Raw genomic sequence first — 12685 nt, forward strand, 5'->3', positions numbered from 1 at the left:
GTACTTACGGCCTCGGAACCGGACCGGTCATGGCTAGTCTTTTACGGTCAAGTATCACGAAACAAGGCGAGGAACGCATGTCCGACATCGAGGAGCGCAGGGCGAAGGCGCGCCTGCAGTTCGACCGGTTCGACAAGGACGGCGACGGGTTCATCAGCGTCGCCGAGTACCGGGAGGTGATGGCGAACCTGGGTGACTTCTCCGAGGCCACCGTGCGGGCCATCTTCGACAAGAAGGACGCCAACGGCGACGGCGTCCTGTCCTTCGAGGAGTTCTGGAACTCCCTCAACCCCTGACCGCCGTCCCGCTCACGGGAAACGCTTCGGGCCCGTCGAAGGACGGGCCCGAGGGGAGAGCGGGGAGGATCAGGCGATCTTGTCGTAGAGGGAGGCGGTCTCGCGGGCGATCCGGTCCCAGCTGTGCCGCGAGGTGACGCGGTCGGCGGCGGCGATGCCGAGGGCCTCGCGGCGGACGGGGTTGGCGAGCAGGTCGCGGACGCGGCGGGCGAGCGCGACGGGGGACAGGTCGCTGATGAGGAGCCCGGTCACGCCGTCGAGGACGGTGTCGCGGTGTGCGCCGGAGTCGTGGGCGATGACGGGGACGCCGCAGGCCATGGCCTGGAGGGCGATGGTGCCGTAGGGGTCGTGGTGCAGGGCCAGGACGAGGTCGGCCGAGCGGATGAGCCGGGGGGCCTGCTTGCGGGCGAGTTCGCCGAGCATGATGACGCGGTCGTCGACGCCGAGGTCCTTGGCGAGCGTGCGGAGCTCGGTGGCGTCGGGGTCGGTCTCCAGGTCGGCGGCGTGCGGTCCGCCCGCGATGACGAGCTCGGTGCCGGGCAGCCGGGTCAGCGCCCGCACGGCCAGGTGGGCGCTCTCGCCGGGCCCGGTGAGCACGAGGATCCGGTGGCGCTCGCCGCGCGGGGCGACGGGGCCGCGCTCGGTGAACTCCTCGGTGTCGATGCCGGCGGGGACGACGGCGATGCGGGTGCGGGGAACGCCGAGCCGGACGAGGTCGTCGCGGTTCTCGTCGCACGGGACGGTCGAGGCGGCCGCGGACCGGCCGAGCGCGCGCTCGAGACGGGCCTGCGCGGCGGGGTCGACCCGCGCGCCGTGGGAGGCCTGCGGTCCGTAGGTCTGGAGCAGCGGCAGCCGCCGCCCGGAGGCGAGCTGCTCGGGGGAGGCGCTGGGGGAGACGGCGTCGGCGCCGAGGGTGCGGGAGGCGGTCATGGCGGCGAGACCGGAGGTCCAGCCGTGCGCGTGCACGACGTCGGGGCCCTGTCCCTTCCTGGACCAGCGCTGGGCGAGGGCGGTCCCGAACTCCGCGAGGTGCGGCAGGACCTCGGCGCCGTCGAGGGGGCGTTCGGGGCCGGCCGGGATCGGGTCGACCACCACGTTCGCCGCCAGCGTGGTGCGGCGCTTGCCCGGCTTCTCGCTCCGGGTGTGAATGGTCACGTGATGCCCCTGCTCGCCCAGCTCACGGGCCAGCGGGGTCACCTGGTCGATACCGTCGACGGCGATCATCGAGATCTTCATGAGAGGCTCCCAGCTGGAGGCGCAGGAGCAGTCCCGGAAAGACGAAAGAGTGCCGTCAGGACGCGCTCACGCGCCTCCGGATTGATACTTCGGCAGATCAGAAACCTGCCACCGGAGGGCGTGCCTGCGTCTTAGGCACTCGAGTTACATAGTGGGGCATACTTCGCGATCGGTCAAGTCCGCCGGTGCCGCGATGTCAGCGGGGCAGCCTTGCGGTGAGCTCGTCGAGCAGCTCGGCGAAGACCGTGACGAGCCCCGGACGCTCGGAGAAGAGCCGGTCGAGGTGCGCCCGCCAGGCCCCGGCCTCGCTGTAACGGGCGGAGTCCGCGCGATGGACGTTGGAACGGGTCACGGCGAGGCGTTCCCGGTAGGACGGCCCGAGCTCGGCGGCCAGCCGGTCGGCCAGCCAGGCGCAGGCGTCCGTCTCCGCACCCCGGACGATCATCCGTCCGCACTCCCAGGCGAGCCGCGCCGGATGAAGGTGCGGACCGGGCCGGGAGTCGGTCCCCGGCCAGGCGGAGGCGGCCCGGGGACCCGCCGCGGGCCCGGCCGGTGCCGCACCGGGACGCGGGGCGTGCACCGGCCCGGCCAGCGCGCCGAGCATCTCCGCGACCGCCTCCCCGGACGCCCGCCGCCCGGGATCCCGGTGCAGCAGCGTCGCGAGGACGGGTTCGAGCGGCCCCGCGCGCTCGGGTGCGCGCGGTGAACCGGACAGGATCGCGTGGAACAGCGCCGCCATCGACGTGCCCAGCGGGAACGGCGGCCGCCCCTCCACGGCCGTGTAGAGGGTCGCGCCGAGCGACCACAGATCGGCCGCGGACGTCGGGGGCCGTCCCTCGATCTGCTCGGGCGCCATGTAGAGCGGCGTGCCGGGCTGGCTCCCCGGCGTGGTGAGCGCGGTGGCGTCGATGAGGCTCGCGATCCCGAAGTCGGTGATCACGGCCCGTCTCCCGGCCAGCAGCACGTTGTCGGGCTTGAGATCGCGGTGCACGATCCCCGCGCGGTGCGCCTCGGCGAGCCCGTCGGCGAGGGTGGCCCCGATCGCGGCGACCTCGGATACCTCCAGCCGCCCCCGCGCCGTGATCTCCGCCCCGAGCGACCGCCCCCGCATGTACTCCATGACGAGGAAGGGCACCCCGTCGTGGGTCCCGACGTCATGGATCGTGACGATCCCGGGATGGCTGAGCCGCGCGGTCGCCCGCGCCTCCCGCTGGAAACGCTGGAACAGCATGTCCCGCTGCCCGTCCGACAGCCGCGCGGGCAGCAGCACCCGCTTGACCGCCACCTCCCGGTCCAGTGACTCGTCCCGCCCCCGCCACACCTCCCCCATGGCCCCGGCCCCGAGAACCTCGACCAGCCGATACCGCCCACCCAGAACCACCGTCACCCCGCGACGGTAGACCGGGCGGCGCCCGGTCCGGGAGCGGCGTTCCCGAACCGAGACATCCCGCCGGTCAGGCGGGGCGGAAGGAGGTGTGGGGGGCAGGAGCGGTGTGCTTGATCATGAGGTGGCGGGTGACGGAGTAGTCGGAGAGGGATTCCTGGCTCATGTCCTTGCCGAAGCCGCTGCCCTTGACGCCGCCGTGGGGAGCCTCGGAGGCGATCGGGAGGTGGTCGTTGACCCAGGTGACGCCGACGTCGAGCTGGTGGGAGACGCGCAGGGCGCGGGAGACGTCCGTGGACCAGACCGAGGAGGCCAGGCCGTAGGGGGTGTCGTTGGCCAGGGCGACGGCCTCGTCCTCGGTGTCGAAGGGCAGGACGACCAGGGCCGGGCCGAAGACCTCGCCCTGGACGATCTCGCTGTCCTGGCGGGCGCCCACCAGCAGGGTGGGCGGGTAGAAGAAGCCGGGGCCGTCGAGGAGGACTCCGCCCGTCAGGGTCTCTGCCCCGGCGGCGACCGCGCGCCGGACGAAGCCGTCGACCCGGTCGCGGTGGGCGGCGGAGACCAGCGGGCCGATGTCGGTGGACTCCGACCACGGCGAGCCCGCCCGGACGGTCTCCATCGAGGTGCGGAGCGCGTCCACGGCGTCGGCGTACACCGAGCGCTCCACGTAGACGCGCGTCGCGGCGGTGCAGTCCTGGCCGGTGTTGTAGGTGGTGCCCATGGTGAGGCCGCCCGCCATCTGGTCCAGGTCGGCGTCGGCGAACACCAGCGCGGGCGCCTTGCCGCCGAGCTCCAGATGGACGCGCTTCAGCCCCTCGACGGCGCCGCGCATGACGGCCTTGCCGGTGGCGGTCGAGCCGGTGACGCTGACCATGTCGACGCCGGGGTCGGTGACCAGGGCCTCGCCGACGGCCGCGTCGCCGGTGACGACCTGGAGGAGGTCCTCGGGGGCGCCCGCCTCGGCGAAGAGCTCGGCCAGGCGCACCGTGGTGCGGGGCGTCTGCGGCGCGGGTTTGATCACCACGGCGTTTCCGGCGGCGATCGCGGGGCCGATCTTCCACACGGCCATGACCAGCGGGAAGTTCCAGGGGGCGATGGACGCCACGACACCGACCGGGCGGCGGATCAGCACCGAGGTGTACCCGGCCGACAGGACTCCGGCGCCGGTGCCGTCCAGGGAGCGGGCCGCTCCGGCGAAGAAGCGCAGGTTGTCGGCCGCGAAGGGCAGCTCGCCGTCGGCGAAGACGGCGGCGGGCTTGCCGGTGTCCTCGACCTCCAGCCGGGTCAGCTCGGCGGCGTTCTCCTCCAGCAGGTCGGCCAGGCGCAGCAGCACCCGGGCCCGGTCGGCGGGGACGGTGTCGCGCCACCGCCCGAACGCTGCGCGGGCCCGCGCGACGATCCGCGGGACGTCCGCGACGGGCGTGTCCGGGATCTCGGCGGTCGGCAGCCCGGTCGCCGGGTCGATGAGGATGCGGGAACTGGTCATGGGAAGAGTCCTTCAGGAGTTGAAGCCGACACCGAAGCGGTCGAGGAGGCGGAGCCAGGGGCCGCGGCGGCCGCCGCGGTCGTCGGAGCCGATCAGGGCGCGCCGGGTGAGCTCGACGACGGGCCAGCGCAGCGGCTCGGGCGGGAACGGCAGCGGTGAGCGCCGGACCATCTCCAGCCGGGTGCGCTCGGTCGACCGGCCGGCGAGCAGGTCCAGGGCGACCTGGGCGCCGAACCGGGACGCGGCGACGCCGAGGCCGGTGTAGCCGAGGGAGTAGCCGACCCGCCCGTCCAGCGCGGTGCCGAACATGGCGGTGAAACGGCTGGTGGAGTCGATGGCACCGCCCCAGCGGTGGGTGAAGGAGACGTCGGCGAGCTGGGGGAAGGTCTCGGCGAACTGCGTCTCCAGGGCGGCGAACGTCGCGGGGCGGGAGGACAGGGCCTCGTCGGTGCGGCCCCGGAAATGGTAGATCGCGTCGTAGCCGCCCCACAGGATCCGGTCGTCGGAGGTGAGCCGGTAGTAGTGGAACTGGTTGCCGGCGTCGGTGAGGCCCTGGCGTTCGCGCCAGCCGACGGCGGCGAGCCGTTCGGCGCTCAGCGGCTCGGTGACCATGGCGTAGTCCCAGACCGGCAGGATGAACGGGCGCAGCCGCCGCAGCGGCGACGGGTAGGCGTTGGTCGCGATCAGCGCCTGGCCCGCCCTGACGGTCCCGGCCGGGGTGCGGACGGCGAGCCCCGGGCCGGAACGTTCCACCCCGGTGACCGGCGTGCCCTCGTGGATCCGGACGCCCAGCTTCGCCGCGATCCGGCACAGCCCGAACACCAGCAGGCCGGGATCGACGAGCCCGCCGGTGCTGCGGACCCGCAGCCCGCCCAGGTAGGTGGGGGAGTCGACGTCGGCGCGCATCCGCTCGGCGTCGAGCCAGACGGCGTCGTCGCCGTGCCGCAGATGGAGCCGCTCCAGCGCGCGGAGCTCGCCGATCTGGTGCGGCCTGACCGCGACGGTCGTCTTGCCGGTGAGGTTCAGCCCGGCGTCGACGCCGTGCCGGTCGAGGGTCGCGGCGAGGTCACGCAGGTTCTCCCGGCCGAGCCGGACCAGGGCGGGCAGCTCGCCCGGCCACATGGCCTCGCCGTGGGACAGGCCGTGGGTGAGGGAGTCGGAGACGAAGCCGCCGTTGCGCCCGCTGCCGCCGAAGCCGATCGTCTCGGCTTCCAGCAGCAGGACGTCGCGGCCGGGCGCCTCCTCCTTGGCCAGGATCGCCGCCCACAGCCCGGTGTACCCGCCACCGGCGATGACGAGGTCGGCCTCGGTGCCGGGCGGCGGCGGGGGGAAGGGGCCGGGACGGTCTCCGTCCCTGCCGGTCCAGAAGCTCACGGGCGGGCCACGCCCTCGATGAGGTCGGCGGCGCGGGTGACGCCGTCCGCGGCCCTGATCGCCGCGCCCGCCGCCTCGAGGCGGGCGCGCAGCGCGGTGTCGCCGAGCAGCCGGTCGAGGGCACCGGCCAGGTCGCCGTCGGTGAAGCGGTAGGTGTCGAGACGGACGCCCAGGCCGAGCTCGTGGATCCGCTGGGCGTTGTCGTACTGGTCCCAGAACAGCGGCAGCAGGACCATCGGCTTGCCGAAGTGCAGAGCCTCGGTGGTGGTGTTGTTGCCGCCGTGCGTGATCACCAGGTCGACCTGCGGGATCACCTGCGTCTGCGGGACGAACTCCGCGCCCCACATGTTCGGCGCCAGCTCGATCTCGGCGTGCAGGGGGCCCTTGGAGACGATGTAGCGGTGCGGGGTCCGGCCCAGGACGTCGATGACGCGCCGCATCAGCTCCACGTCGGCGGAGCCGAGCGAGCCGAGGGAGAAGTAGATCAGCGAGCCCTCGCCGGAGGCGATCTCCGCGGGGACGGTGAAGGCCTCGTCGGTGGCGCGGACGGAGGAGTCGAGCCGGTGCCAGGACGGCCCGAGGGGGCGTTCGGCGGTGTAGTCGGCGATCTCGGGATAGACGTAGAGGTTGAGATCGCCCTCGTGGATGAACTCCAGGTCGGGCAGCGGGCGGGCGCCCTGCTCGATCACCCAGGCGTTGAATCCGGCCCACAGCTCGCGGTGGGTGCGGTCGTACTCGGCGGTGAAGCCGTCCCAGCCGGAACGGTCGTCGATCGGGTAGCCGGAGAAGGCCGGGGGGAGGTCGCCGCCCTTGACCTCCAGGGGGTTGCAGGACACGATCCGCACGAACGGGACGCCCGCGGTGAGCAGGGCGGGGAAGGTCAGCACGTTGTCCTCGACGATCACGTCGGGACGGACCCGCTCGATGATCTCCTTCAGGCGCGGCTCGCAGTAGCGGGCGCCGGTGATCAGCTCCTCCCAGACCGGCTTGATCCAGGTGTCGAGCTGCTCGAGGGTCGGCTTGCGGAACTCCGGGGCGGTGTCGCGGATGAAGTCCTTCCAGAACTGCCCGGCGTCCTGCTCCTCCTCGGTGGGCGGGGCGAGGTCGACCAGGTCCTCCTCGAAGCCGAGCGGGGCCAGCTTGCCCTTCCACGACGCCTCGGCGGCGAACACCACGCGGTGGCCCCGGCCGCGCAGGACATGGCCGATGCCGACGCAGTTGTTGGTGGGCCCGTAGGCGCTCTCCGGCATGAAGAGGACCGTGAGCTGCTTCGGCTCGGCCACGCTGACTCCTTGTGTGGGGGCTTGTTTTGTTGAAGACTGATTCAAATAGAATCCGGGTCATCGCGTCAACACCTTGTCGGCACCGACAATGGATCCGATCCGTCCGCCCCCCATCCGAAAGAGGCGCCATGACACCGCGTAAATCCCGGTCCGAGCGCCGCAGTGACCTCATCGAGGCCGCCCGCCGGGCGATGATCCAGCACGGCACCGACTCGGTGCACCTGAAGGAGATCGCCGCGGAGGCCGGCCTGACCTCGGGCGCCGTCCTCTATCACTACCCCGAGATCGGTGACCTGCTGCTGGAGGCGCACCACGCGGGGATGGAGCGCTTCTACGACCTGCGGATGAAGAAGATCGCGGGGATCGCCGACCCGGCCGAGAAGCTGATCGTGACGGTCCGCTCCGGTCTCCCCGACGGCGCCGACGACCTCGACGTCCGGCTGCTGTGCGAGCTGGGCGGCGCGGCGGGCCGTAACCGGATCTACGCCACCCTGCTGACCACGCTGTACGACCGGCAGGTCTCGATGTACCAGCTCATCCTGGAGACGGGCGCCGCCCAGGGCGTGTTCACACTGGCCGGGGACTCCCAGACGATCTCCCGCAACCTGGTCGCCCTGGAGGACGCCTACGGCTACCGGATCGTGGCCAGGCATCCGCTGATCGGCCCGGACGAGGCGGTCGAGCTCATCCTCGACTACGCCCGCCAGTCGGTCGGCCACCCGCTGCGCGAGGAGCCCAGGCCCGTCAAGGGCAAGGGCCGTTCCCCCGCCTCCTAATTGAAGATCATTTCAGTTAATCGTTCCACCAGGCCGCCGCGACGAGCTCGGCGACGAGCGTCTCGGTGAGCAGGGCGAGATCCGGATCCTCGTCGCCGCGGTAGCGGATCGCCGCGGCGGCTCCGTCGACCTCGCCGCCCACGGTGACCACGGTCGAGCCCCGCCGGGTGATCCACTCCATGGCCTGGGCGTCGTAGGGCGAGCCGGGGAAGAGCAGCGCCCGGTAGTCGCGGGTCTTGGTGAGGTAGACGTCGACGTGGGCCCAGTCGCCCGTCTCGCAGGCGTCGGCGGGCCTGCGCGGGCCCTCGCGGACCATGAGCGCCGACTGGTCCGCCGAGGAGATCCGCTCGAAGGGGGCGATCATGTAGACGCCGTCGGGGCCGTCGAGCAGCGGGAGGACCCGGTCGAGCCAGCGTCCCTCCAGCAGCTCGGCGCTGGCCTCCGCGGTCCGGTCGAGCAGCGCCGGAAGATCGCGTCCGGGGCCGGTGAGCCTCTGCTCGAGGGCCAGGAGCAGGGCCGAGGTGTGCTGGAAGGTGCGGCAGGCGACCCCGCCCTCCTCGGGCCCGGCCAGCATCGGCACCACCAGGTCGGCGGCCTCGCCGACGGGGGAGTCCGGCACGTTCGTCAGCGCCACGAGGGGGGCCTTCCCGCGCAGCGGCTCCAGCGCGTCGAGGGTCTCGCGGCTGCCGCCGGTGGCCGAGACCGCGACGTACAGGGTGCCGGGCACGGGCGGGTAGGCCGGCGCCGAGGCGTACTCTGCGGCGGCGTCGAGGCCGCGGGCGCGCAGCCGGTAGGCGGCGACCCGCGCGGCGTACCGGCTGCTCCCCATGCCGAGGAACACCACCCGGCGGACGTCACGGGGGAGCTCCGCGAACGGGTCGGCGGAGCGCAGCGAGGCGGCCAGCCGGGCCAGCGCCTCGGGCTTGGCCGCCAGGTCGGCGCGGAACAGGTCGGGCTTCATGCCCCTCCTTCGATCGGATCTTCGGTCTCATACCAGGAACGCAGGACGCCGAGCGGCGCGTACCGCCAGCGCGGCAGGAAGCGGGCGGCGTAGATCAGCTCACGGCACTCCTGCTCGACGGCGAAGGGGCGCAGCAGCCTCTCGTCGAACAGCTCCGAGCGGCCGTGCGCGGCGAGGCCGCCGGTGTAGGCGGCGAGGAAGCCGGCGCACGCCTCCCGGGTCCAGGCGGCGGAGTCGGCCCCGCGCCCGGCGGCGACCTGCCCGACGTGCTCCAGGCTGGTGAGGAGCTGGGCGACGTCGCGGGCGGCGGGCTGGGGCGTCTCGGCGGCGGCGACGGTGGGATTGCCGTCGAAGTCGATCACGGCGTGACCGCCGCGCCACTCCAGCACCTGGCCCACGTGGAGGTCGCCGTGGATGCGCAGCACCGGCGTGGGGCCCGGCTCCGCGAGGGGGGCGAGCTCGGCCCGCATCCGTTCGGCGCGCGGCCCGGGCCAGGGGTCGAGCTCCGACGCCTCCTCCAGCGCGGCGAGGGCCCGGGCGTGCCAGCCGGCCCCCGCCCCGGCGGAGGCCGAGACGGGCTCGGGGATCAGCGCGGACGGCGTCGCCAGCGCCGCGTGCAGGTCCGCGGCCAGCGCCCCCAGCAGCGGCCCGGCGGGCTCACCGGAGATCGCCGCCTCGGTGCACCACTCCCAGCCGTCCCTGCCGTCCGGCAGGTAGTCGGTGATCAGGGCGCTCAGCCGCCCGTCCCCGTCCAGGACCGCCGCGTAGGGGGCGGCCGTCGCGGTGAAGCCGACCGCGGCCAGATGCCCCAGCAGGTCGAGGGCCCGGTGGGGGGCCTCGGGCGGCGGGCTGAACCACTTGACCACCAGACGCTCGCCGACGATCACCGACCGGTGGGTCTGGTCGGCCGTGACGGGCCGCTCGGACAGGTCGCCGAGCTGCGGCAACGCCCGGAACCACCGGACGCCGGGCAGGCCTCCAGGCCCGTCCGCGAGACCGGCGATGAGCGCCGATGATTCTGAATCCATATTCAAATCCGTTACATGGATTAAACCTGATCTGGGCTTTTGAGTCTTGTCCATCCTGAGTTCAGATGCAACACTCACGTCCCATCTGTTCCCCCCGACCAGAAAGGTGGTGGTCGACGTGCTGCGCAGCATGCCCGCCGCGACGATCACGGTGGCGCTCGCCCTCTCCCTCGCCGCCTGCGGCGGCTCGTCCTCCGAGGGAGCCGCCCCGCCGGACACGCTCGATCCGGGCGCCGACCTGGCCAAGCAGTCCCTGACCGTCTCCAACTGGGACGGCTACATGGCCGACGACCTGCCCGCGAAGTTCAAGGCCAAGACCGGCGCGTCCGTCACGGTCACCAAGCACGCCACGAACGAGGAGATCGTCGCCAAGCTGACCGCGGGCGGCGACAGCGGCATCGACGTCGCGTTCGTCTCCGGCCAGTACGCCCAGGCTCTCAACGAGCAGGGCCTGCTGGAGCCGATCCACGCCGACCTCGTGCCGAACCTGAAGAACCTCTACCCCGAGGCCACCGGGCTCGCTTACGACAAGGGCAACGCCTTCTCGGTGCCCTACACCTGGGGCACGACCGGCATCTGCTACCGCGACGACCTGGTCGGCTTCACCCCCGACAGCTGGAACGACCTGCTCAGCCCGCGTCCGGAGCTGAAGAAGAAGGTCACCATGATGGCCACCGAGCGCTGGCTGGCCCTGCCCGCGCTCAAGTCGCTCGGCTTCTCGGTCAACGCCACCGACCCCGCCCAGCTCGACCAGGTCAAGGCCAAGCTGGTGGAGACGAAGAAGAGCCTGCTGGCCTTCGACGACACCACCTTCGGCGACCGGCTCAAGTCCGGCGAGGCCGCCCTGGTCGAGGCCTGGGACGGCTGGTGCCCGACCGACACCAAGAACATCAAGTTCGTCCTGCCTAAGGAGGGCTCCGACCTCTGGGTGGACACGATGGTGGTGCTGAAGTCCTCCAAGAACAAGGAGGCCGCGCACGCGTTCGTCAACCACATGCTGGAAGCGGACGTCCAGGGCTGGGCCCCGGCGAACATCCTCTACAAGGTGCCGAACAAGCCCGCGATGGAGACCGTCGACGCCAAGCTGCTGAAGTCCTACCCGCAGCTCGACATGAGCCCGGCGGACCTGCTGAAGGGTGAGACGGCGATCGACCTCGGCGAGGCCTCGACGCTGTTCACCACCCTGGCCAGTGAGGTCGCGGCGAGCTGACGATGCGTCTGCCCACCCGAAAGGCCGCTGCGCGGGGTTCCGGGATCGAGCGGTTCGTGCTGCTCGGTCCCGGCCTGCTGTACCTGGCCGTCTTCATGGTCGTCCCGCTGGCCCTGGTGCTCGGTTACACGATCTTCCGGCGGGGCCGTTTCGGCGGCGTCGTCTACGAGGCCACCGCGGACAACTTCACCCGCGCCGCCGACCCCGTCTACATGAACGTCCTGCTGGAGTCGGTGAAGATCGCAGGGATCGCCACTGTGATCGCGCTGGCCGTCGGCTATCCGACCGCGTACGTGATCGCCCGGCTGCCGAAGCGGTGGAAGACGGTCGCGCTCGTCGCGGTCGTCCTGCCGTTCTGGACGAACTTCCTGATCCGGGTCTACGCGTGGATCGTCCTGCTGAACTCCCAGGGCCTGGTCAACTCCGCGCTGAAGGACCTCGGCGTGATCGACGAGCCGCTGGAGCTGCTGTACACCGATGGAGCGATCATCGCGGGCCTCGTGTACTCCTACCTGCCGCTCATGATCCTCCCGCTGTACTCGGCGATCGAGCGGCTCGACCCCCAGCTCCAGGAGGCCTCGGCCAACCTCGGCGCCCGTCCCGCCCGGACGTTCCTGTCGGTGACGCTCCCGCTGACCCTGCCGGGCGTCCTCACCGGATGCGTGTTCGTGTTCGTCCCGAGCATGGGCAACTTCATCATCCCCGAGCTGCTCGGCGGAGGCCGGACGGTCATGGTCGGCAACCTCGTCCGCGACCAGTTCCTCAAGGCGCGCGACTGGCCGTTCGGGTCGGTCCTGGCGCTGGCGCTCGTCGCCGTCCTCGTCGTCCTGCTCATGCTCCAGGCATGGGCCTCGCGCCGCTTCTCCGGGGAGGCCGACCGTGCGTAAGAGATGGGCCTGCGGCCCGTTCTGGCTGACCTACCTGTTCCTGTACACCCCGATCGCCGTCCTCGTGCTGATGTCGTTCAACAAGGCCGACACGCCCTATTCCTGGGGCGGGTTCGGCACGTCCTGGTACGGGGAACTGGCCCGCGACGAGGCGATCCGGCAGGGCCTGGTCAACACGCTGATCGTGGCGGCGGGCTCGACCGCGCTCGCGACCGTCCTCGGCACCCTGCTGGCGGTCGGGCTGGCCCGGCACACCCGGTCGCGGGCGCTCGTCGCGCTGGCCACCCTCCCGGCGATCCTGCCCGACCTCGTGCTCGCCATCGGCCTGCTCGCCTTCTACTCGGCGATCCAGGCCACGCTCGGGCTGCACTCGGTGCTCGCCGCGCACACCGTCTTCGGGATGGCGTTCGTGACGACCGTCGTGCGGACCCGGCTCACCCATGCCGACACCTCCCTGGAGGAGGCCTCCCGCGACCTGGGCGCCGGCCCCTTCACCACCTTCGCCCGGATCACGCTGCCGACGCTCATGCCCGGCATCGTCGCCGGGGCCCTGCTGGCGTTCACCCTGTCGATCGACGAGTTCGTGATCGCCTTCTTCACCGCGGGCCCGAAGGAGCCGACGCTCCCGATCGTCATCTACTCCATGGTCAGGTTCGGGGTCACCCCCGAGATCAACGCGCTGGCGACCGTGCTGCTCGCGGTCAGCTTCACCGTCGTGATCGCCGCCCAGCGCCTGACCCGCCTCACCGACAGCATTGGATAGG

General features: G+C 72.1%; 12 protein-coding genes. 5 read left to right on the forward strand and 7 right to left on the reverse strand.

Features of this window, described 5'->3' with window-relative positions; translation table 11 throughout:
• Window positions 1–29: 29 nt before the first annotated feature.
• Complete coding sequence (locus tag ABD785_RS12010) at window positions 30–296, forward strand: EF-hand domain-containing protein (protein ID WP_344826254.1); 267 nt, start codon at window positions 30–32, stop codon at window positions 294–296.
• Window positions 297–365: 69 nt separating this feature from the next.
• Here ABD785_RS12010 and ABD785_RS12015 read toward each other — a convergent pair whose 3' ends face one another.
• From ABD785_RS12015 to ABD785_RS12035, 5 genes are all read right to left on the reverse strand, one after another.
• Complete coding sequence (locus tag ABD785_RS12015; protein WP_344826257.1) at window positions 366–1532, reverse strand: glycosyltransferase; 1167 nt, start codon at window positions 1530–1532, stop codon at window positions 366–368.
• Between the two features lie 196 nt (window positions 1533–1728).
• A complete protein-coding gene (locus ABD785_RS12020) occupies window positions 1729–2919 on the reverse strand; it encodes a serine/threonine-protein kinase (protein WP_344826260.1) in 1191 nt (396 codons plus the stop codon).
• A gap of 67 nt (window positions 2920–2986) precedes the next feature.
• On the reverse strand, window positions 2987–4402 hold the full coding sequence (locus ABD785_RS12025; protein ID WP_344826263.1) for an aminobutyraldehyde dehydrogenase: 1416 nt from the start codon (window positions 4400–4402) through the stop codon (window positions 2987–2989).
• Between the two features lie 12 nt (window positions 4403–4414).
• A complete protein-coding gene (locus ABD785_RS12030) occupies window positions 4415–5776 on the reverse strand; it encodes an NAD(P)/FAD-dependent oxidoreductase (protein WP_344826266.1) in 1362 nt (453 codons plus the stop codon).
• Complete coding sequence (locus ABD785_RS12035) at window positions 5773–7059, reverse strand: glycosyltransferase (protein WP_344826269.1); 1287 nt, start codon at window positions 7057–7059, stop codon at window positions 5773–5775. The genes ABD785_RS12030 and ABD785_RS12035 overlap by 4 nt, the downstream gene beginning before the upstream one ends.
• Before the next feature lie 128 nt (window positions 7060–7187).
• Here ABD785_RS12035 and ABD785_RS12040 point away from each other — a divergent pair, with 128 nt between their 5' ends.
• Entirely contained in the window at window positions 7188–7835 is a 648-nt protein-coding gene (locus tag ABD785_RS12040) for a TetR/AcrR family transcriptional regulator (protein WP_344826272.1), read from the forward strand.
• A 16-nt stretch (window positions 7836–7851) separates the two neighbouring features.
• On the opposite strand, the gene ABD785_RS12045 is transcribed toward ABD785_RS12040, so the two are convergent.
• Entirely contained in the window at window positions 7852–8796 is a 945-nt protein-coding gene (locus ABD785_RS12045) for an SIS domain-containing protein (protein ID WP_344826275.1), read from the reverse strand.
• On the reverse strand, window positions 8793–9824 hold the full coding sequence (locus ABD785_RS12050; protein ID WP_344826278.1) for a hypothetical protein: 1032 nt from the start codon (window positions 9822–9824) through the stop codon (window positions 8793–8795). Before ABD785_RS12050 ends, ABD785_RS12045 begins: the two co-directional genes overlap by 4 nt.
• Before the next feature lie 118 nt (window positions 9825–9942).
• On the opposite strand from ABD785_RS12050, the gene ABD785_RS12055 reads away from it, so the two are divergent.
• Genes ABD785_RS12055 through ABD785_RS12065 form a run of 3 tightly spaced genes read left to right on the forward strand, consistent with a single transcriptional unit; the run spans window position 9943 to window position 12684 of the window.
• Window positions 9943–11034 carry a polyamine ABC transporter substrate-binding protein gene (locus ABD785_RS12055; protein ID WP_344826281.1) on the forward strand — a complete coding sequence of 364 codons (1092 nt, stop codon included), beginning with the start codon at window positions 9943–9945 and terminating at the stop codon, window positions 11032–11034.
• Between the two features lie 2 nt (window positions 11035–11036).
• Entirely contained in the window at window positions 11037–11921 is an 885-nt protein-coding gene (locus tag ABD785_RS12060; RefSeq protein WP_344826284.1) for an ABC transporter permease, read from the forward strand.
• Window positions 11914–12684: an ABC transporter permease gene (locus ABD785_RS12065; RefSeq protein ID WP_344826286.1), complete on the forward strand. Its 771-nt coding sequence runs from the start codon at window positions 11914–11916 to the stop codon at window positions 12682–12684. Before ABD785_RS12060 ends, ABD785_RS12065 begins: the two co-directional genes overlap by 8 nt.
• Window position 12685 lies beyond the last annotated feature (1 nt).

Source organism: Actinocorallia longicatena, from assembly GCF_039534125.1.
Classification (GTDB): Bacteria; Actinomycetota; Actinomycetes; order Streptosporangiales; family Streptosporangiaceae; genus Actinocorallia; species Actinocorallia longicatena.